The sequence below is a fragment of the Streptococcus sp. SR1 genome (assembly GCF_000526075.1).
GTDB lineage: Bacteria > Bacillota > Bacilli > Lactobacillales > Streptococcaceae > Streptococcus > Streptococcus halitosis.
This window is the reverse complement of sequence record NZ_JATR01000028.1, coordinates 1-20,990: the sequence shown is the minus strand read 5'-3', so window position 1 is coordinate 20,990 and position 20,990 is coordinate 1. Positions and strand designations below refer to the sequence as shown.

General features: G+C 41.6%; 17 protein-coding genes. 8 read left to right on the top strand and 9 right to left on the bottom strand.

The window, feature by feature from the left end:
- Positions 1-2 precede the first annotated feature (2 nt).
- Both HMPREF1518_RS10035 and HMPREF1518_RS10030 read left to right on the top strand, forming a co-directional pair.
- A complete protein-coding gene (locus tag HMPREF1518_RS10035; RefSeq protein WP_033585825.1) occupies positions 3-338 on the top strand; it encodes a hypothetical protein in 336 nt (111 codons plus the stop codon).
- A gap of 12 nt (positions 339-350) precedes the next feature.
- A complete protein-coding gene (locus tag HMPREF1518_RS10030) occupies positions 351-890 on the top strand; it encodes a DUF3278 domain-containing protein (RefSeq protein ID WP_033585824.1) in 540 nt (179 codons plus the stop codon).
- 109 nt (positions 891-999) lie between these two features.
- On the opposite strand, the gene HMPREF1518_RS10025 is transcribed toward HMPREF1518_RS10030, so the two are convergent.
- The 8 genes from HMPREF1518_RS10025 to HMPREF1518_RS09990 all read right to left on the bottom strand — a co-directional run bounded on the left by HMPREF1518_RS10025 (position 1,000) and on the right by HMPREF1518_RS09990 (position 8,014).
- Positions 1,000-2,001, bottom strand: a complete 1,002-nt coding sequence (locus HMPREF1518_RS10025) for a LacI family DNA-binding transcriptional regulator (RefSeq protein ID WP_000412460.1) — start codon at positions 1,999-2,001, stop codon at positions 1,000-1,002.
- Between the two features lie 59 nt (positions 2,002-2,060).
- Entirely contained in the window at positions 2,061-3,902 is a 1,842-nt protein-coding gene (locus HMPREF1518_RS10020; RefSeq protein ID WP_231458954.1) for an alginate lyase family protein, read from the bottom strand.
- An 81-nt stretch (positions 3,903-3,983) separates the two neighbouring features.
- A complete protein-coding gene (yajC, locus tag HMPREF1518_RS10015) occupies positions 3,984-4,277 on the bottom strand; it encodes a preprotein translocase subunit YajC (RefSeq protein ID WP_000381736.1) in 294 nt (97 codons plus the stop codon).
- A complete protein-coding gene (locus tag HMPREF1518_RS10010; protein ID WP_000148025.1) occupies positions 4,277-5,095 on the bottom strand; it encodes a PTS system mannose/fructose/sorbose family transporter subunit IID in 819 nt (272 codons plus the stop codon). Before HMPREF1518_RS10010 ends, yajC begins: the two co-directional genes overlap by 1 nt.
- On the bottom strand, positions 5,082-5,861 hold the full coding sequence (locus tag HMPREF1518_RS10005) for a PTS mannose/fructose/sorbose/N-acetylgalactosamine transporter subunit IIC (protein ID WP_033585822.1): 780 nt from the start codon (positions 5,859-5,861) through the stop codon (positions 5,082-5,084). Before HMPREF1518_RS10005 ends, HMPREF1518_RS10010 begins: the two co-directional genes overlap by 14 nt.
- Positions 5,862-5,875: 14 nt before the next feature.
- Positions 5,876-6,367 (bottom strand): PTS sugar transporter subunit IIB, encoded by a 492-nt coding sequence (locus HMPREF1518_RS10000; protein ID WP_033585821.1) that lies wholly within the window; start codon positions 6,365-6,367, stop codon positions 5,876-5,878.
- A gap of 10 nt (positions 6,368-6,377) precedes the next feature.
- A complete protein-coding gene (locus tag HMPREF1518_RS09995) occupies positions 6,378-7,568 on the bottom strand; it encodes a glycoside hydrolase family 88 protein (protein WP_033585820.1) in 1,191 nt (396 codons plus the stop codon).
- An 11-nt stretch (positions 7,569-7,579) separates the two neighbouring features.
- Complete coding sequence (locus tag HMPREF1518_RS09990; RefSeq protein WP_033585819.1) at positions 7,580-8,014, bottom strand: PTS sugar transporter subunit IIA; 435 nt, start codon at positions 8,012-8,014, stop codon at positions 7,580-7,582.
- 271 nt (positions 8,015-8,285) lie between these two features.
- On the opposite strand from HMPREF1518_RS09990, the gene HMPREF1518_RS09985 reads away from it, so the two are divergent.
- From HMPREF1518_RS09985 to HMPREF1518_RS09970, 4 genes are read left to right on the top strand one after another with little or no spacing between them, the layout of a single operon-like run.
- Positions 8,286-9,101, top strand: a complete 816-nt coding sequence (locus HMPREF1518_RS09985; RefSeq protein WP_033585818.1) for a gluconate 5-dehydrogenase — start codon at positions 8,286-8,288, stop codon at positions 9,099-9,101.
- Positions 9,102-9,119: 18 nt separating this feature from the next.
- Entirely contained in the window at positions 9,120-9,761 is a 642-nt protein-coding gene (locus tag HMPREF1518_RS09980; RefSeq protein WP_000684780.1) for an RpiB/LacA/LacB family sugar-phosphate isomerase, read from the top strand.
- 30 nt (positions 9,762-9,791) lie between these two features.
- Positions 9,792-10,793 (top strand): sugar kinase, encoded by a 1,002-nt coding sequence (locus HMPREF1518_RS09975; RefSeq protein WP_033585817.1) that lies wholly within the window; start codon positions 9,792-9,794, stop codon positions 10,791-10,793.
- Between the two features lie 9 nt (positions 10,794-10,802).
- The gene (locus HMPREF1518_RS09970; RefSeq protein WP_000167290.1) at positions 10,803-11,432 is read left to right on the top strand and encodes a bifunctional 4-hydroxy-2-oxoglutarate aldolase/2-dehydro-3-deoxy-phosphogluconate aldolase; all 630 of its coding nucleotides are present in this window, start codon (positions 10,803-10,805) and stop codon (positions 11,430-11,432) included.
- A gap of 90 nt (positions 11,433-11,522) precedes the next feature.
- Here HMPREF1518_RS09970 and HMPREF1518_RS09965 read toward each other — a convergent pair whose 3' ends face one another.
- Positions 11,523-14,726: an LPXTG-anchored hyaluronate lyase gene (locus tag HMPREF1518_RS09965; RefSeq protein WP_033585816.1), complete on the bottom strand. Its 3,204-nt coding sequence runs from the start codon at positions 14,724-14,726 to the stop codon at positions 11,523-11,525.
- Between the two features lie 222 nt (positions 14,727-14,948).
- Here HMPREF1518_RS09965 and HMPREF1518_RS09960 point away from each other — a divergent pair, with 222 nt between their 5' ends.
- A complete protein-coding gene (locus tag HMPREF1518_RS09960) occupies positions 14,949-15,425 on the top strand; it encodes a glutathione peroxidase (RefSeq protein ID WP_033585815.1) in 477 nt (158 codons plus the stop codon).
- A 342-nt stretch (positions 15,426-15,767) separates the two neighbouring features.
- The coding region (locus HMPREF1518_RS09955) for an alpha-L-fucosidase (RefSeq protein ID WP_033585814.1) at positions 15,768-20,990 on the top strand (5,223 nt) is incomplete at its 3' end.

The window sequence follows — 20,990 nt, the reverse complement described above, 5'->3', positions numbered from 1 at the left end:
TTATGAAATCACTAGCTAGACTACTGATCAGTCATGTTTTTATCAGTATTTTCCTTTCCTTCGCCCTTGTTTCAGGAGCTGTTTCTCATACAGTTTTAATACTCTTACTCCTCTTTCTTCCTGCGCTCAATAAAGGACTTGAGAAAATGCAATCAAAACGGGTACCTGTCCTCAACGCCGCCCTCTTCTTCCTCCTTATATCCTTTCCGCAACTTTTAACAAATCCTATGGATTGGAGATACCTGGTATTTCTAATAATCTGTATCATTTTTAGTTTGGTTTACTTCTATACTCTCTATCAACTCTTTAAAGAAATCAATCAAAAATTGCTCATTTAGGAGGTTACTCCCATGAAAAAAGAAGATTTCACCACTCGCTTACTCAAACTATTCTTTCACATACAAGGCCCCTTTGATGAATGCCGCCAAGAGATAATCTACAGGGCTTGTGCCCGTGCCTTGATCCAAATCGTTTACTCCTCCCTCCTACTCTTCTTGTTCTATCTCCTATTTGGACGCTTCATAGAGTTGGTTCGAGAGGCCATGCCTTACCTCTATTTTGGACTTATCTTCGTCCTCTCATCTAGGGCGAGACTAGCAGTTCGCGACTTACATTTAGACAAGGATGGCCCGTCCGAAATCCATCACAAAAGCTACAGCAAAAGCCAAATCAACGTTCGTAGTTGGGGTGTATTCATCAGTATTCCAATTGGCTTGTTTGTCTTATCAGCCTTTCACAAACTCTTTGTTCAGCATCTTCCCTTAGATACCTTTTGGGACAATCTCTCCCAGTTCGATAAAATGCTCCCTTTACTAGTCTTGGGTTTGGGAATTGGTGCCATCTTTGGAACCATGACCTATACCTTTTTATCGGAACACGTTAAAAAATAGACAAAGATTCGCTAATTTCTCATTTTATAGGCAAACAACCCCATCCAGCTCATACTAGATGGGATTCTTTTATTTCTTAACAGAGGTTGCAAGTCATTTCCCTTTCATCTTAGAAAGTCGACTCTTTCCAACTCACACTACAATCCAAGACTTGTTGCCTTTCTTCTTGATTGCGGCCTTCAATCTGGTCAATCAAAATCTTTGTAGCCTGTTGTCCTTCTTCAAAGGCGGGCTGAACCAACGTCGAAACACTTGGAGAAGAAAAGCAAGTCCACTCCGTATTGTCAAAACCAATCAACCCAACTTGTGGCAAGTTATAATTCAACTCTTTGATAACGGTAAAGACTAGAGGTAGGGCCCAACAGTTAGGAACAAATACCAGAGTTTTTTCATCGGGATTGATTTCTTTTTGTAAAAATTCCTTAATTTGTTCCAAATTCGTATGCTTATCTTCAATGGTTAGACTGGCGTGGCGCATATTAGCATCTGTTAAAGCATCCACAAAACCACTTGCCCGCTCAATCCGAGTACTCAAGCGACTCGTATCCGCTGTAATCAAGAGAAAATGCTCATAACCTTTTTCGATACAGGACTGGGTCATGTCATAAACGGCATCATAGTTATTGGTTTTGACCCAGCTAGTCCGGTGTTCATAGAGCTGACTATCAAAAAAGACCATTTTCTTCTTTTTCTCATCGATGATACGAGAATATTTTCGGAAATTAGAGGTCGGCTGAATAATAAAGCCGTCTACTCCCAAGAGAAGCATGCTTTCAATATACCGGTCCTCACTCTCTTGGCTGTAATTACTATTTCCTATCATTACCTGGTAGCCATTCTGGCTGGCGATATCCTCAATTCCCTTGACAATTTGGTTTGAGAAACTGTTGGTAATATCACCGATCAAAACACCAATTAATTTTGTTCGTTTGGAGTTTAAGCTACGCGCAACAATGCTCGGTTTGTAATTTGTTTCATGAATAACTTTTTCAATCTTTTCACGTGTCTCTCGGGACATTTTTTCATATTTCCCGTTTAGGTAAAATGACACGGTTGTTTTCGAGGTCTGAGCCATTTCTGCAATGTCTTTTATGGTCAGTTTCTTCTCCAATCTAAAACACCTCCTACTAATACTTAGTATAACATATTCACCATTCAAAATGCCTATTTCTAGCACTGCAAGCGAATCATTCTCTCATTTATTTTATCATATACTAGACATTTCCCACGCATTTTTGTTCCGTCAACGAGGCATAATTTTTCACCTACACAAATATCCTCGCTTAATAACAAAATCAGCTTGTCTGTTTCGTCATTTTTCACTTCAAAAGCCAGAGCATTTTCCACTTCACGACCATCTGTCTGGTAGACAGAATGAAGGATGATTTCAAAACTCTCATGCGCAATGATAGTATAATCCAGCATCTGATTCTCAAAGAATTGGTGTTTGGTGAGTTTGCTACTTTTTTCAAGCTCATTGTATTTAGGAGAAATAATGGTAGCTTCTAAATCAAAATCAACTTCACTCCATAGTTTCAACTGATTGATTTTCCCATCTTGATAGGTCACATCCTTGTCAAGGATAAACTGAGTCAACGCCTCATGCTGACCTTGACACCTGATATCATCTACCAAGAGCCAGACATCCTCTGCCAACATGAGGATTTTTCTCCTATGAAGATAGGGCAAATCAGGTTCTGCTGACAAATAAGCCCCTTCAATATAATGCACTCCCTCTCTTTCTTTGTGGTGACAAAATAGGGAGTGAGGATAGTATTCATATTCCCAGGATCCCACGATCCTTTCTGGAGCTTTCCCATCTACCATACAGGTCGAATGACTCCAGGCACTCTTTAAGAGATAACGTTCATCTATCTCCCGATAAGAATAACGCCCCGCATCTATGAAAATCGGTTGACCTTGATACTGTAAGCAAAAACTATTCTCATCACTATGGCTATGGGAACTTCCCAGCGGGCCGTTTTTGAAAAATAGATAACGATGTTCATCCTTAATGCAGACATGCCCAGAGTCTTCAAAGATCCTGAACTTAGGCTGCCAATCTCTCTTTTCAAATTCCTGCAGTTGCTTGACCTTTTCTCGCCCCAGGAACAAGAGACTAACCAAATCGGCTTTAAGTTCCAGACCGTTAAGAAGGTCTTCCTTGTTCAAAACCACAGCAGACAGACTCAAAATCTCTGCCGTTTCTGTAGAATCACTATCACCAAAAGCCAAGGTCCGTCCATCCAAGCCTGTCATCATTTGAATGTAAGTCGCCATCTTTTCCAGCAACTCTTGAAAGCTATCTTGCAAGTCTGGAAGCAATATACACAAGTCTAGCAAGGCTTTATAAACCTCTACATGATAGAGAATCGACTGTTCAAACTGGCTTCCATCCTCTAAAATCTGCGTCTCAATTTGCTGTTTCAACTCCTTTGAAGCAAAACGGTAAGCTTCTTCTAGGTCAATCTTATCTGAAAAGAAATGGTAGATTGCAAGTATCGGAATCGTTTGTAAAATCCCCCAGTTACTAAGAGTGTACTTGGCACGATAGTGGCTTTTCATAAAGTCAATCTGCTTTTCTAGACTGACCAAAATTTTCTCTAGTTCTTCCTCTTCTAGCAAGTCAAATTTCAAGAGGAGCAAGAGTAGTTTCAACCAAGTAAAGGAACGAATGCCCATATCCAAGGTTCTAGTCATCAAAGATGGAGGAGAAAATTCTCTCACTTGCTCAATCCAATCAAATAGAAAGAACTTGCACTTTTGAATATAGCCCTTATCTCCTTCTACCAGATACCCTATCATAAACTGCAAGAGATATTCTTGTCGATTGAGCATATAAGCCCATTCTGGATCATCTTCAAATACTTGATTCCACACCATCGGCTGGATTTGATGGATTTTTGAACAAGGTTCCATATCCCAGGGACTATCAAATATAAAACGATTGTCCATCAAGCGCTCAAGAGAACGCTTGACCTTCTCATAGTCTTTTGAACAGTGAGACAAGATATAGTCACGACATTAGTTCCCATCGACTCTTTCAAAAAATTGTCTTCTTTCTTCTTTCATTATCTATTACCAGAAAAAGAACTACTTAAAAAGCAGTTCTTTTGTCTTTCCCATTACACTTTCCTTTTCTACATAGATGACGACTCCTTTTGCAATCTGCAAAGAGATCAAGTCATCTTTGATAGAAATGATTTTTCCATGAATTCCAGACAACAACAACACTTCATCACCAGATGTTAAAGAAGCTAAATACTCTTGTCGTTGCTCCATCTGTTTGCGAAGCAACTTTTGCTGACGAATAGAATGAAAGCTTGACAGTAAAAGGGGGCTCACTGCCAAGACAATCACTATCCCATAAAACAATGTCGTATCCATTAAGCTAGAATCTTAAGCCAGCTTCCGATAATTCCGATGATAACTGTTAAAATAACGAGTTTATATGTTGTCCATTTCTTTTCTTTGATCAAGTAGTAAACTAAAAGTGTAAATAGGGCTGGTAGAAGAGCTGGAGCAACCTTATCAAGCATTCCCTGAATACTGACAATACTTTGTTTAGCGTCTGCTTTAACTTCCCCTGCAGCAAAGGTTATCGGCACCATAATCTTAACAGATGTCGCTGCCAAACCAGCAATTACGGTTACACCGATAATATTGGCAATACGAGAAATCGTTGCCATCTGTTCGCTTAGTTTATCAATCACAGTTGTTCCTAGTTTGTATCCATACAGACCAGTTGACAATTTAATCGCTGTCAAAATCGTATTCATCGCAAGGAAGAACAAGATTGGACCGACAACCAAGCCTTCTTGAGCAAACGAAGCTGCGATGGTTGAGAACAATGGAGCTAAACAGAATTGAGAAAGAGAATCCCCAATACCTGCCAATGGTCCCATCAAGGCCATCTTGATGCTACGTGTTTCTTTTGCTGGTCGGCCATTTTCCAACATTACAAGGTGTAAGCTGGTAATAAAAGGTAGGAAGTGTGGGTTGGTATTATAGAATTCACAGTTTTCTTCCAAGGCTTGGTAGAAACCTTCCTGATCCTCTCCATAGTGTTTTTTCAAAGCAGGATACATTACATTGGCATATCCCAACCCTTGATAGTTACTATAGTTAAATCCATTTTGTAAAAAGAATGCCCGCAAAGACGTTTTAAGATAATCACGTTTTGTTAATTTGTTAGATCCAGTCATCGTGTGCTTCCTCCTCTACCGCATGATCCGCTGTTTTTGGCTTGTTATAAAATTCAATCAAAGCAAAGATAGTACCTACAATTGCAATACCAATTGTTGGGATGTTTAGATAAGCTGCACAAACATATCCCAACAAGACAAATGGAATCAACTCTTTCTTAGCCATCACTGACAAGATCATTGCAAAACCGATAGCTGGGAGCATTTTACCAGCAACTGTCAAACCTGTAAGCAATACCGGTGGAATGTAGTCTACGAGTTTCAACAAGGTATCCATTGAAAGGGCACCCAAGCAACCCAAGGTAAATCCAATAAAAGCAAACAACCAAATTGTTGCATTTAGAGTGAACTTGAATTTCTTCAAATTATGGTTTTTCAAGTGCTTCATCGCTGTTTCAGGCGCCCCAGCACGTACAGTGTAGGCGAAAGTTTGTAAGAATTGAATCGCCACAGCAATCGGAGTAGAGAGGGCAAGAGCCGCTTCTGGACTGACTTTACCAGCACTAGTGATAGCCATCAAGGTACCAAAGATACCAGGTCCGATTGGGTTTGGTGGAACAGTACCTCCAGCACCAACACCGAATCCCATATAAGCCAATTCACCAATAGCTCCCATTGCAAGAGCAGTAGGCAAATCACCTAGAATAATTCCGACACCAAATGACAGAACAATACATCTATTGGTGTAAATTCCTAATAGCATCCCACTAAAACAGAAAGCTGTCCATAATCCAATTAAAATCGCTTGAAATACATTAATCGACATAACGATCTCCTCTTTTAAATATAGTCCAGAATGTTGACTTCAACAGCCCCATCATTTCCTGTTGGAGTTGTTTTCGTATTAAATGTTACTTGATAAGTTTGGTTCAATTCCTTGAGGGCTGCCTTGTCCTCTTCACCCAGGAAGATGGAGCGTGTCACTTGCTCTTTACCAGGGGCATTGTGAATGTTCCCAATATTGATTTCTTTGATAGGGACACCACCTTCTACCAAGGTTAAAGCGTCCTCCACATCCTTTACAACGATAAAAATTGTTTGCGCAGGATTAGCCTTGTGAATGATATCAATCACCTTTTGCAAAGGGAAGAAACGCATGGCAACTGAGTCTGGCACAACTGTTTTCATCAGAGTTTGTTGCATCTTGTCCGTGCTCACTTCGTCATTGGCAACAATGACCGTATTACAACCTAAGTATTTTACCCAAAGTTGTCCTTGCCCATGAATCAACCGTTCATCGATACGGGTCATAATAATATTTGGCGTTGTCATATTTCTCCTCCTACCAATATAGGTTCCAGTCTTTGTAGAAACGGATAAGGGCTTCTAGGTAATAGTAGTCACCCCAGATATTGCCTTCGTCCACTCCTTTACCTGAATGCCATGAGTACACACCGTGGAGGAGACTTGTCCCACCAGGGGTAAATTGATCATTTGCATAATGTTCGATCAAGGAACGAAGCATGGCATGCATAGCATGTTTATAAATATCTTTGTCAGCATCCACCTCTGGGAGATGTTTTAGCATTTCATGAATCCCACAGACGGCGATAGCTGTTGCTGAAGAATCTCGTGATTGATCACTACCATCATTAAAAATCAAATCCCAATAAGAAACATGATCTTTTGGCAGACGATTCAAGAAATAATTGGTTACACCCTTAAACAAGTCAAAGCAGGACTCGTCTTTCAGGTGACGATAAGTCAAAGGAATACCATAGACTCCCCATGATTGACCACGTGCCCAGCATGAATCATCACTATACCCTTGTCTCGTTACACCTTTAAGGGGTTGGCCTGTCTCAGGATCAAAATAGAAGGTATGGAAGGACGAAGCGTCATCACGGATTACATTATTAGCTGAAGCATAGAAATGACTTTCTGCAATATCGTAGTATTTTTGATCGCCAGTTTCTTGATAAGCAAAGAACAAGAGCTGGATGTTGAGCAAGCAATCGATAATCAAACGGTAATGCTCTTTCTTGCCCAAGTCTCCCCAAGCTTGAATAAAGCCACCTTTTTCTTGATAGCGTTCAATCAACTTATCTGTAGCTTTCAAGGCCGCTTCTCTAGCCTCTCCATTTCCATTTATCTTATATTCAGCCATACAAGACGGTGTGTATAAGAAACCGAGATCATGGTGGTCCAATTCTACTCTCTTATTGATACGATCCAGGAAAGAAAGAACATTTTTATGAGCGATGTTTTTAAATGCATCCTGTTGACTGTATTCATAAGCCAACCACAGTTCTCCTGTCCAGAAACCATTGGTCCATTCCGTGTTATCCATGATTGGATAGACATTATTAAAGGTAGCTGGCGTCGGGAAATCTTCCTTGAAATAGTCAAGGTTGAGTTCTAACTGCCGAATAACCTTATCAATTGCCTGGTCGACTTCTTCTTTCGTCAGAAGTGGTACTTCTAAGAAGCGCTCAGGCGATTTTATTTCTTCAATCGTAACCTTTTTTATCATTCTTTTACCCTTTAAATACCCGATTCGAAATCTTCTTCCTCTGCCTCTGCATCCGTTGAAAACAATTCTTTACCATTTACGACTCCGCTCTGGGCCGCCGCTACTGATTTATTAACAACCTCATCAAAGCTATGAGCCATTCTAGCAAAGACTGCTTCCATTAACATGGCTAAGTTCAAACCCGAGAGAACATTCATTATTTTAGCTGGATTTTCTCCCATTATAGTAGAAGAAACCTTGAATGGCGATCCTCCCAAGAGGTCACTTAGGATTAAAACTTCTTCTTCATTTGAAATTGCAAGTAAGATTTTTTGCTTGAGTTCATCTGCTGACATTCCTTCCACAAAGTCAATCGCCTCCACATTTTCTTGATTGCCTGCAATCAATTGTAAAGAACTATAAATCCCTGTGGCAAAATGTCCATGCCCTACAAGTACAATTTTCATCTTTTCTCCTTTCTTGTTTGAGTTTACCGGTTTACTTTACATTTCCCATTGTAACCCTTTATTTTTATCTTGTCAATAGTTTTTTTAAAAAAATATTAGCGCTTTCATTGCTTATTTAACCATTATAATAGACAGGAATTTCAAAATCTTCCGTTTTTTTAGGGAAACAAAGATTTTTGGAAATAAAAATATTTAATTATTGACAAAACCGGTTTACTAGAATATAATTTGGTTATAGAGAAGTCTTAACAAATTTGAAAGGAAGTATCAAATGACAAATACATCATTCTCAATTGAGCAGTTTTCTTTAAAAGGAAAAATTGCTCTCATCACCGGCGCTTCTTATGGAATTGGATTTGCTATTGCCAAATCCTACGCTGAGGCCGGCGCTACTATTGTCTTTAACGATATCAATCAAGACCTGGTCAATAAAGGGATTGAAGCTTATCGTGAAGTTGGCATCGAAGCCTATGGATATGTCTGTGACGTGACAGACGAGAACGGTATCCAAGCCATGGTCAAGCAAATCGAACAAGAGGTTGGTGTCATTGACATCCTCGTTAATAATGCTGGTATTATCCGCCGAGTTCCAATGTGCGAAATGAGCGCCGCTGATTTCCGTAAGGTCATCGATATTGACTTAAACGCACCATTTATCGTTTCAAAGGCAGTTATTCCTTCTATGATAAAGAAAGGGCATGGAAAGATTATCAATATTTGTTCGATGATGAGCGAACTGGGACGTGAAACAGTTAGCGCTTATGCTGCCGCTAAAGGGGGCTTGAAAATGTTGACCCGCAACATTGCATCTGAATACGGTGGAGCCAATATCCAATGTAACGGAATTGGACCGGGTTATATTGCCACTCCTCAAACAGCACCTCTTCGTGAGTTGCAAGAAGATGGTTCTCGCCACCCATTTGACCAGTTCATCATTGCAAAAACACCTGCTGCACGTTGGGGAAATCCTGAAGATTTGATGGGCCCTGCTGTCTTTCTCGCTAGTGATGCCAGCAATTTTGTCAATGGCCACATCCTATATGTAGATGGCGGTATCTTAGCCTACATCGGAAAACAACCTGAGTAAAAATAGAAAGAAGATCTTATGAAAATCGCATTAATCAATGAAAATAGTCAAGCTAGCAAGAATCACATTATTTACGATAGTCTGAAAGAAGCAACAGATAAAAAAGGCTACCAATTATTTAACTATGGTATGCGTGGAGAAGAAGGTGAAAACCCATTAACATACGTACAAAACGGCTTAATGGCTGCCATCCTTTTAAATACAAAAGCAGTCGACTTTGTTGTTACCGGCTGTGGTACGGGTGTAGGAGCTATGCTTGCTTTAAACAGCTTCCCTGGTGTTGTCTGTGGTCTAGCAGTGGACCCAACTGACGCTTACCTTTATTCTCAAATCAATGGTGGTAACGCCTTGTCTATCCCTTATGCCAAAGGATTTGGTTGGGGGGCAGAATTGACCCTCAAATTGATGTTTGAACGCTTATTTGCTGAAGAAATGGGCGGTGGCTACCCAAGAGAACGTGTAATCCCTGAACAACGCAACGCTCGTATCTTAAACGAGGTGAAACAAATCACCCACAATGATTTGATAACCATCCTTAAAACAATCGACCAAGACTTCCTCAAAGACACCATCTCTGGCAAATACTTCCAAGAATACTTCTTTGAAAACTGCCAAGATGATGAAGTCGCTGCTTATTTGAAAGAAGTATTAGCCAAGTAAAGCTATTCTAAACCAGAAAGGAACTAATGGATGATGAAAATCTTACTGTTTGGCGAACCATTAATTCGAATCTCACCATTAGATGCCACCAGTATCGGCGATCATGTTGCCAGTTCGACTTATTTTGGCGGATCAGAAATTAATATCGCTTGTAATTTGCAAGCCCTGGGTATCTCAACGAAAGTCTTTACCGCACTCCCTGCCAACGAGATTGGAGATCGTTTTATTACATTCTTGAAACAGCACCAAATCGATACCAGTTCAATCTATCGGCTTGGCGATCGAATCGGCCTCTACTATTTGGAGAACGGCTTTGGTTGTCGTCAAAGTGAAGTTTTCTACGACCGCAAACATACGAGTATCAGCCAGATTCGCCCAAACATGCTAGATATGGATTCTCTCTTTCAGGGGATTAGCCATTTTCATTTCAGTGGAATCACCGTAGCTATCGGTCAAGAGGTCCGTACGCTCCTTCTCCTACTCTTGGAAGAAGCCAAGCGCCGAGGGATTATCATTTCAATGGATCTCAATCTGAGAACAAAGATGATTTCAGTCCTAGAAGCTAAGTATGAATTTTCTAAGTTTGCTCGTTTCGCTGATTATTGCTTTGGTATTGATCCTCTCATGATTGATGAACAAAATCTAGAGATGTTTCCAAGAGACAGTGCCAGCCTAAAAGAGGTGGAAAATCGCATGCGACTTTTAAAAGAAACCTATGGTTTCAAGGCCATTTTCCATACCCTCCGCTCTAGTGATGAGCAAGACAAAAATGTCTATCAGGCCTATGCTCTGGGAGAACGATTTGAAGAGTCTGTCCAACTAAAAACTGCAGTCTATCAACGAGTTGGTAGCGGGGATGCCTTTATATCTGGTGCCCTTTACCAACTACTCCATCATTCCTCCCTAAAAACTACCATTGACTTTGCAGTTGCCAGTGCCACTCTCAAATGCACTCTCCCAGGAGACCACCTCTCCACTTCGGCAGCTAGTATTGAAAAATTACTGGCAAATACACAAGATATCATTCGTTAGGAGAATTACATGACCAAATCAGATACGATTATTGAACTAAAAAAACAAAAAATTGTCGCTGTTATTCGAGGAAATACAAAGGAAGAGGGACTACAAGCCTCGATTGCTTGTATCAAGGGCGGTATCAAGGCAATTGAAATCGCCTATACCAATCAGTATGCAGGGCAAATCATCAAGGAACTTGTAGACTTGTATCAGGACGATCAAAGTGTTTGTATCGGTGCAGGTACTGTGCTTGATGCCGTAACCGCTAGAGATGCCATTCTAGCCGGAGCAAATTACGTTGTTTCTCCATCTTTCCATGCTGAAACTGCAAAAATGTGCAATCTCTACAGCACACCGTACATTCCAGGCTGTATTACCCTCACAGAGATAACGACTGCACTTGAAGCCGGTAGTGAAATCATCAAACTCTTCCCAGGTAGTGCTCTCAGTCCATCATATATCTCTGCAGTCAAGGCGCCGATCCCACAAGTTTCCGTAATGGTAACCGGAGGAGTCGGCCTAAACAACATCCCTCAATGGTTCGCTGCTGGTGCAGACGCCGTTGGAATTGGTGGCGAACTCAATAAACTCGCTTCCCAAGGCGACTTTGACCGCATCAGTGAGATTGCCCAACAGTATGTTACACTCAGATAAAATGAAGTGAAAAATCCGAAGATATTTGGCCTTCTTCGGATTTTTTCTATTTTCCACAGTTTCATGTGATTCATCTAGATGATGAGCATATCAGTTGTTCTTTCCTCTGCGGAACAGATAAACTGCCCCAAGTAGCAAGAGCCCTAGACTTGCTAAGATTGACTGACCTTCTCCTGTCTGAGGGAGATTCTTTTGATCCGAATGGTTCTTTTCTTCTTCAGATTTTTCCTTTTCTTTTGAATCCTGAGTTTGTGGTTGAGCTGCTTGTTCTAGCTTTTTAAAGACTTCCTGATCTGGCGCTGATTCCTGGGTTTCAGGATTATAGTAGGCAACCTTATAGTTATCCCCTTCTTTTCGAATGGTATAGACTCCACGTTTCAAGACTTGGAATTGGTTGGAAATAGTAGAGACAGAATCATCATATTTCACAATGCCCCAAACTCCTTGTTTGGCATCATAAACAGACTGAAGGGTTTCGTTATTTTCGATGAGGCTACTTTCTAACTCTTTTACCATTTGATTGAAGGTGGCACGATCCACGTTAGGGATGAGCATATAGCCATAAGAATCTCCTTTTTGCTTATGAGCCTGACTAATCGTAAGAAATTCATTTTCAACTTCCTTGTCTGACTGTCCTTCATTAATATCCTTCCATGCTCCCTTTTGGACAGCCTTACTCATACTGATTGAACTCTTCTTAAAGAAAAAGTAACCAATATTCTTTTTCGAATCGGACGATTCTAAAAAGACACTTTGGGTTTCAGGATAATCCTTTTCTTGTTCTGTGAGGGAGGCTTCTTTATCATTGACATAGACTTTATATGGATTACTTGATTCCAGTTTTCTCTGGTCAATTGTAGTTACAGCAGTATCTTTTGAAGTGTTTTGGATATTGCTTCCTAAAAAGGCGATCTTATCCTTCAGCATAAACCAGCTCTTATGAGCAGTCAATGTTTGATTCCAGTTAGTGAAATCCATGGTTGCTGTCGCATTGGCCTCATCTAGTTTGCTCGTTCCAACGAAAGCAGACGGTAGAACTTTACCTGTATCGCTATCCGATCTCTTAGCGTCCGTCTCTGTCGTACCAGGCATCTTATAGGGATTGACTGTTGGCCAGTAGCCATCGCTATAGTGACTTAAATCGCCATTGTAAAGATAGAACATCCCATCACTCGTATACCAACCACGTTTGTTTTCCTTGTTCATGTGTTCGTAATTCAAAGTACGACTGGAAAAGAGTGACAAGCCAAATCCAAACCCTTTCTCTGCATTGTACATGGCTGTTTTATCCATCTTATTAAAGGCAGATAGGTAACTTGTTCTTGGAACACTTGCGACTCCTGCATCGCTTAACAAGGATTGCATCAAACTGATATCCTTATAAGTTTTCAAATTCTTAAAGACATCATAATAACTATCCGATTGAACAATGGTCTTTACAAGGCTCTGCAAACGTTGTTTGGTTTCTCCTTCAGACATATCCGCTATCCGATGAATCCCTCTCAGTACTTCTACCGCGGCCACATGCCCCTCGCTATTAGCACGACTGATAGAGCGTCCACGACTCATATCCATCAGCTCTCCATTCACCAGCAAAGGAGCAAACGATTTATCAATCCAGTGGTACATGGTTTGCATTTTATCTTTATCAATTGGACTCTTGGTCTTTTGAATGACTGGCAACAGTTGAGAAAGGCCATCAATCAAGACATTCCCATAAGCACCCGTATAGGCAACATTGGTGTGGTCGATATAAGATCCATCCTGATAAAAACCTTCACCTTGGTCTACCAACTTGAACACTTGCTCAATCGAACGAATGGTAGAAGAAATTTCTTGGTCATCCTTGCGCAGTAAACCAGCTATCACTTTTACCCTTCCCATATCCACTAAGTTTCCACCTAGAGCCTTAAATGGGTTATCAGTCGTCTTTCGGAAATGTTCGGGATCTGGCACAAATTTTTCAATCACATCTGTATATTTTTTTATTTCCTCATCTGAGAAGTATTCTTTCATCAGAGACAAAGTGTTGTTGATGGCACGAGGTGTACCGATTTCATAATCCCACCAGTTCCCAACAATGCTCTCTTCACTATTGTAGACATGTTTATGCATCCATTCCATGGAATCCCTGACTGTTCGAATGACGGTTTCATCTTGATAATAACGAGAAGAAGGATTGGTCACTTGCTTGGCCATCTCCTCTAATTTCCGATAAGTGGCAGTCAGATTCGCAGACGTTTTATAATTTGAAAATTTTTCCCACAAATAGGTGCGGTCCGCCTGACTTGAAATACTGGATAGGCTATCAGCTACCTTTCCTTCCAGCTCCTGATTTAACTTGGCCATCTGTTCATTTTTAGAATCATAGTATTGATTCCCAGCGATGATGCCATTCCAGTCATCCAAACGGTCTGTGTATGCATCCTTAACAGAGGCTAGAATCTTCAAAGGAATCTTTTTCACTTCCTTACCATCTTTACTGACAATGACATTGGTTGTCCCTTCCTTAAGAGGTTCTAAAAGTCCATTTTTGACTGAAGCAACGTCAGGATTTTCTACCTTATAAGTATAGTCCGCAAGAGCAAAAACATGTTTTTTCCCAATTGGTAAATCAATCTTTTCCTCAAGCTGTTTATCTGTTTGAGAATCCTCAGAAGGCTGGTCTGCTACCTCTACCAGCTCAATATCCTTAAAGGAAACAGTCCCTGTTCCCGTTTCATAGAATAACTCCAGCTTGACTTTATCAACATCTAAAGTCGGGCTATAGTCTGCTTCAATAGTCTGCCAGTCCTTTGTTCCTGACGTCGTTGCAGAATTCCACAATTGCTTGTCCTTACCACTTTCCTCAATGATACGAACCTTGGCAATCCCGACTTTATTATCTGTTTTAATCTTGAAACGCAGTTTATACTTTTTCTTAGCTTCAATAGGGACCATACGGTGAATCACTGCCCTTAGTTTCTCAGAACTTGAGATAGTGACAGCCCCATCCTTGGCTTCAATGACTCGAGTTGAGGCACCTGAAGAACTATTCTTCTGGTCTACCCAAGCTGACCACCCCTGGGCTTTGCTTCCTGTCCAAGGACTGCTTCCGTTCTCCGTCTGACTAAAATCACCATTTTCAACTAAATTCTTGGCATCCCTTTGCTGATACTGAACTTCCTTCTGGCTTTGCTGAATGGTATTCGTAGTCGTTTCTTCCGCTCCAACTGTCATATAATGGTTTAATAAAAATCCTGATAAAACAAGTGAAGACAAACTCACAATGAGTTTCTTTGTTTTTGTTTGCATGTATACACTCCAATAAACATATTGTAAAATCAATAGGAACTAAATCTCAAATTAGAGATTTATAGCAGCTAAGTAAACCGGTTTAATTAAATCATACCATTTTAAAAGTTATTTGTAAACGATTTCTATCATATCAGGGGCCTATTTTTCAACAACTTCTTCCATCCGACTCGACGAAAAGGGTAAAAACTGTTACAATGTAGAAAAAGAAAAGAGGCCCTCATGACCAGTATATATGATTTTTCCGTTTTGAACCAAAACAACCAAGCAACTCCCCTGGAGGGCTATCGTGGCAAGGTTCTCTTGATTGTCAACACTGCTACAGGATGTGGTTTAACGCCCCAGTACCAGGGACTTCAAGAACTCTATGAACGCTATCAAGATCAGGGCTTTGAAATCCTAGATTTCCCTTGCAATCAGTTTATGGGACAAGCACCCGGCAGCGCAGAGGAAATCAATAGCTTCTGCAGTCTACACTACCAGACCACTTTTCCTCGCTTTGCCAAGATCAAGGTCAACGGCAAGGAAGCAGATCCTCTTTATGTTTGGCTAAAAGACCAGAAGTCTGGCCCGCTAGGAAAACGAATCGAATGGAATTTTGCTAAATTTCTCATTGGTCGAGATGGGCAAGTCCTTGAGCGCTTCTCCTCCAAAACAGACCCCAAAACTATTCAAGAGCCTCTCCAAAAGATCCTCTAATTTCTTTTTAAAACGTGTCCTTTCATTTAGTTTGAGACTTGAAAGGATGCTTTTTTTCTTTAAAAAGTAACTGATTTTCTTTAATTTATACTTATTTTTTGCTTTTTCGCTATTGCAATTCTTTTATTAATTTAGTATATTTGTTATATTAAAAGTTTTCAGTCATTTTAAGGGAGAAATGACCTTTTAAATTTTTTTATCTTAAAATGAAAGCGCTTTATAAACAGGAGGTAAGGTGGCTTACAAATTATCAGAGAGTTTTTTCATTAAATCAAGTTGTAACCAAGTCAGACTTGGGCTTGGGCAGTAGCTGACTGCCTTTCTAAAAACTAGGAGTATATTATGAATCGATACCTTTTTGAAAAAGGGCAAACATTTAGCATTCGGAAGTTGACTGTAGGTGTGGCCTCTGTTATCGTGGGACTGGCATTTTTTGCTTCTGGAACCGTGCGTGCAGACGAAATGTCTCCTGCCACGACATCCAATTTAGATCAGCAAATGAAACAAGTAGCAGATATAGAAGAGACCAAGGCTGAACCAGTCAAAGAAGAAGACCGTGTAGAAGCTGAAAAACAAGAAACACCTGCTGCCGATACCAACAGTGCTGACTTGCTCCCTGAAGACATTCAGGACCGTGCCTATCCAGACACACCTGTCAAAGAACTCGATACAACTACTATCGTTGACCAGAAAGCTAGTCCAAAAGTAGAAACTAAGAGCATTCTAAAGGACAAGGAAGAAGTTCCAAAAGAAACTGAGAACGGAAACCGTGCCATCATTAACGGTGGACAAGACCTCAAACACATCAACTATGAGGGACAACCTGCTACTGCTGCTACTATGGTTTACAGCACTTACAACGCAGGGGAGCAACGCTACCTCGTTTCAGGATCTGGTATCTTTGTTGCACCTAATTTGATTCTTACCGTTGCTCATAACTTCCTAGAGGCCAATAAAGAAACTGGCGAAGGTCACATTCGTGGTGGAAAATCTGCCCAGTTCTACTATAACGTTGGTTCAAACAGCGAAAAGAAAAACTCACTACCATCTTCTGGAACTACGGTTTTATTCAGAGAAAAGGACATCCATTTCTGGAATAAGAAAGAGTTTGGAAAAGGCTATAAGAACGACCTTGCTCTTGTAGAAGCTCCTATTCCTCTTCCAATTGCTAGTCCAAACAAAGCAGCAACCTTTGCGCCTTTAGCGGAGCACAAGACGCATCAGCCGGGAGAAGCCATCAGTACGATTGGTTACCCAACTGACTCGAGCTCAAAAGAACTGAAACAACCTATCCTAGCCGGTCAGCTTTACAAGGCAGATGGGACCATCCGATCTGTTGAGTCCTATGATGATAAGGGAACAACCGGTATTACCTATAAAACCACTTCTGTATCTGGTTTGTCTGGTGGCGGAATTGTAGACAGCCAAGGAAAAGTTCTGGGTGTTCACCAACACGGAACCGTTGACAATGGTGTCGCTGAAAAGGATCGCTTTGGTGGCGGACTCGTCCTTTCACCTGAACAACTGAAATGGGTGAAGGACATGATTGCCAAGTATGGTGTGAAAGGCTGGTACCAAGGTGATAACGGAAATCGTTACTACTTTACCGATGAAGGACGTATGCTTCGGAATGAGAAAGCTGTGATCGGAAGCAACGAATATTCCTTTAACCAAGATGGTATTGCTACCTTGACCAAGGGAGTTGAGTACGGTCGTGTGGTTATCCAACACGAAGACGAAGAAGGAAATCCTGTCAAAGATAATGACACCTTTATCGAACAGACAGCTGTTGATTCGCCATTTGATTATAATTTCAAAAAAGAAATCGAGAAAACGGACTTCTATCAGAAGAATAAAGACAAATACGAAATTGTATCCATTGATGGCGTAGCAGTCAATAAACAGCTAAAAGATACTTGGGCTGAAGATCACAATGTTGTCAGCAAAGCGCCTGCCGGTACACGTGTTATCAAGGTGATCTATAAAGTCAACAAAGGCTCCTTCAAAGTTTACTACCGTCAAAAAGGAACCACTACTGAACTAGCGGAAGCGACAGTTGATAACAATGACGGCCAAGAGTATGATGTTTCCTTTGTCAACACTTTCCATGCAAAAGGCATTACTGGTTTCCGTCCAGTAAAAGCTAGTTTGGAAGCAACTATCCAGCAAAAAGGGGTGAATGAGGTCGTCTTTGAATACGAGCCAATCGCTAATACAGCCAATCCAACGACACCGACTCCACCAGTCGCTCATCCAGAAGATAAGGAAACTGAGATTGGCAACCATGGACCTCTTCCAAGCAAGGCTCAACTTGATTACCACAAGGAAGAATTGGCAGCCTTCATCCACTACGGAATGAACACCTATACCAATTCTGAATGGGGAAATGGGAAAGAAGACCCTCGATACTTCAATCCAACCAACTTGGATACTGACCAGTGGATTCGCACTCTGAAGGAAACGGGCTTCAAACGAACCATTATGGTTGTTAAACACCACGACGGATTCGTTGCTTACCCATCTAAATACACCAACCATACCGTAGCTGCTAGCCCATGGAAAGATGGAAAGGGTGACCTTCTCGAAGAAGTTTCCAAGTCTGCTAGCAAGTACGACATGAACATGGGTGTTTACCTATCACCATGGGATGCCAATCATCCAAAATACCATGTTGCAACCGAAAAGGAATACAACCAATACTATCTCAACCAACTGAAAGAAATCCTTGGTAATCCGAAATACGGTAACAAAGGGAAATTTATCGAGGTTTGGATGGACGGTGCGCGTGGTAGCGGTGCCCAAAAAGTAACCTATACCTTTGATGAATGGTTCAAATACATCAAAGAAGCCGAAGGAGATATCGCTATCTTCTCTGCTCAACCAACAAGCGTTCGCTGGATCGGAAATGAACGAGGTATCGCAGGTGACCCTGTCTGGCATAAAGTCAAAAGGGCCAACATCACAGACGATGTGAAAAACGAATACCTCAACCATGGTGACCCTGATGGTGATATGTACTCTGTAGGGGAAGCTGACGTTTCGATCCGTTCGGGCTGGTTCTATCATGACAACCAACAGCCAAAATCACTCAAAGAGCTGATGGACATCTACTTCAAGTCTGTTGGTCGTGGAACGCCACTCCTTCTCAATATTCCACCAAATAAAGAAGGAAAATTCGCAGATACAGATGTGGCTCGCTTGAAGGAATTCAAAGCAACTCTAGACCAAATGTATGCGACTGACTTTGCCAAAGGTGCCACCGTAACAGCAAGTTCTACTCGTCAAAACCACCTTTACAAAGAAAGCCACCTCACAGACGGTAAAGATGACACCAGCTGGGCCCTCTCAAATGATGCCACAACCGGTAGCTTTACAGTCGATTTGGGGCAAAAGAGACGCTTTGACGTCGTTGAACTCAAGGAAGACATCGCCAAAGGGCAACGTATCTCTGGTTTCAAGATTGAAGTCGAAATCAACGGACGTTGGGTGACTTACGGCGAAGGTTCGACCGTTGGTTACCGTCGCTTGGTTCAAGGAAAACCTGTAGAGACACAAAAAATCCGTGTAACCATCACCGGTGCTCAAGCAACTCCTATCTTGACCAACTTCTCAGTCTACAAGACACCAAGCAGCATTGAAAAGACAGATGGCTACCCTCTTGGACTGGAATACCACTCAAACACAACGGCAGATACAGCCGGAACAACTTGGTACAATGAATCTGAAGGTGTTCGTGGCACTTCTATGTGGACCAATCAAAAAGATGCCAAAGTAAGCTATACCTTCACAGGAACCAAGGCCTATGTCGTCTCTACGGTCGATCCAGGTCATGGAGAAATGTCCGTCTACGTTGATGGTCAAAAGGTTGCAGATGTGCAAACTAAGAATGCTAGCCGTAAACGTAGCCAAAAAGTCTTTGAGACAGGCGATTTAGCACCAGGTCAACACACTATTACTCTTGTAAACAAAACAGGCGAACCAATTGCTACAGAAGGAATCTACACCCTAAACAATGATAGTAAAGGAATGTTTGAACTCGAGTCTACCAACTACGAAGTCGAAAAAGGAAAACCAGTCACTGTTAAGATTAAACGTGTTGGTGGAAGCAAGGGGACTGCTACTGTGCGCTTCATCACGGAACCTGGAACTGGAGTTCACGGTAAAGTTTACCAAGATACAACTCAAGATGTGACCTTTAAAGACGGAGAAACAGAAAAGACTGTGACCATCCCAACGATTGACTTTACAGAACAAGCCGACTCTGTCTTTGACTTCAAAGCTAAGCTCACTTCTGTCACTGATGGTGCCCTGCTCGGTTTCGCTACCGATGCAACCATCCAAGTGATGAAAGCTGAATTGCTGATCAAGGATCAAACAAGTTACGATGACCAAGCTAGTCAGTTGGATTACAGTCCTGGCTGGAACCATGAAACTAATTCGGCAGACAAGTACCAAAAAACGGAGTCTTGGGCTTCCTTTGGTCGCTTAACTGATGAGCAAAAGAAAAAGACAACTGTCACAGCCTACTTCTACGGTACTGGACTTGATATCAAGGGCTATGTCGATCCAAATCATGGTATCTACAAAGTCTTCCTAGATGGCAAAGAAGTTCCTTACCAAGAGGGCATGGGAAATGCTTCAACTATTGATGGTAAGAAATACTTTAGTGGTCGTGCAGCCCAACGCCAAGGCAATCAAACTCTGGTTAGCCTAAAAGGTCTGGACGAAAACTTGCACGCAGTTACCCTTCAACTAGATCCTGATCGAAACGATTTGTCTCAAAATATCGGTATTCAAGTGGACCAATTTATCACTCGTGGCGAAGGTAGCGAACTCTACAGCAAGGCAGATATCATCCAGTCTATCTCTAAATGGAAAGACGATCTGTCCAACTTTGACCCAGCAGGCTTGAAAAATACGGCCACTGCACGCCAAGCTTTCCAAGCAAATCTAGAAAAATTGAGAAACCAACTCAGTGCTGATGCAGTGGATGTTCAAGAAGTCATGTTGACAGTCAGTGCCCTACAAGATATCCTATCCAAGGATGAGAACTATCAAAGAGGCCAAGAGGAGCCTAGTCCAGAGCAACCGGAACAGCCAGAAGAACCTGAGAAACCTGACCAGCCTGAGCAACCAGCCGAACCAAAACAACCGGAAATTGAGTACGATAAGGCTATGGACAGCTTGACGAAAGCTATCGAGAAAAAAGTCGCTGAACTTGGATCCAACAAGGAAGCTAAGAAGCAATTGTTAGCAATTGCTGACCAAGCCATTGCTGCAATCCAAGAAGCTAAAACTCAGGAAGCAGTCAATCAAGCGCTAGAAACTGCTCTCGAACAAATCAGCAAGCTCGAAGCAGCTCAGCCTGAGAAACCTGCTCAACCTGAAAAACCAGTTCAACCTGAGAAACCTACTCAACCGGAAAAGCCTGCTGAGCCCGAAAAGCCTGCTCAGCCTGAGAAACCGGCGCAACCGGAAAAGCCTGCTCAGCCTGAAAAACCTGCTCAACCTGAGAAACCTGCTCAGCCTGAAAAGCCAGCTCAACCTGACCCAGCAGGCTTGACC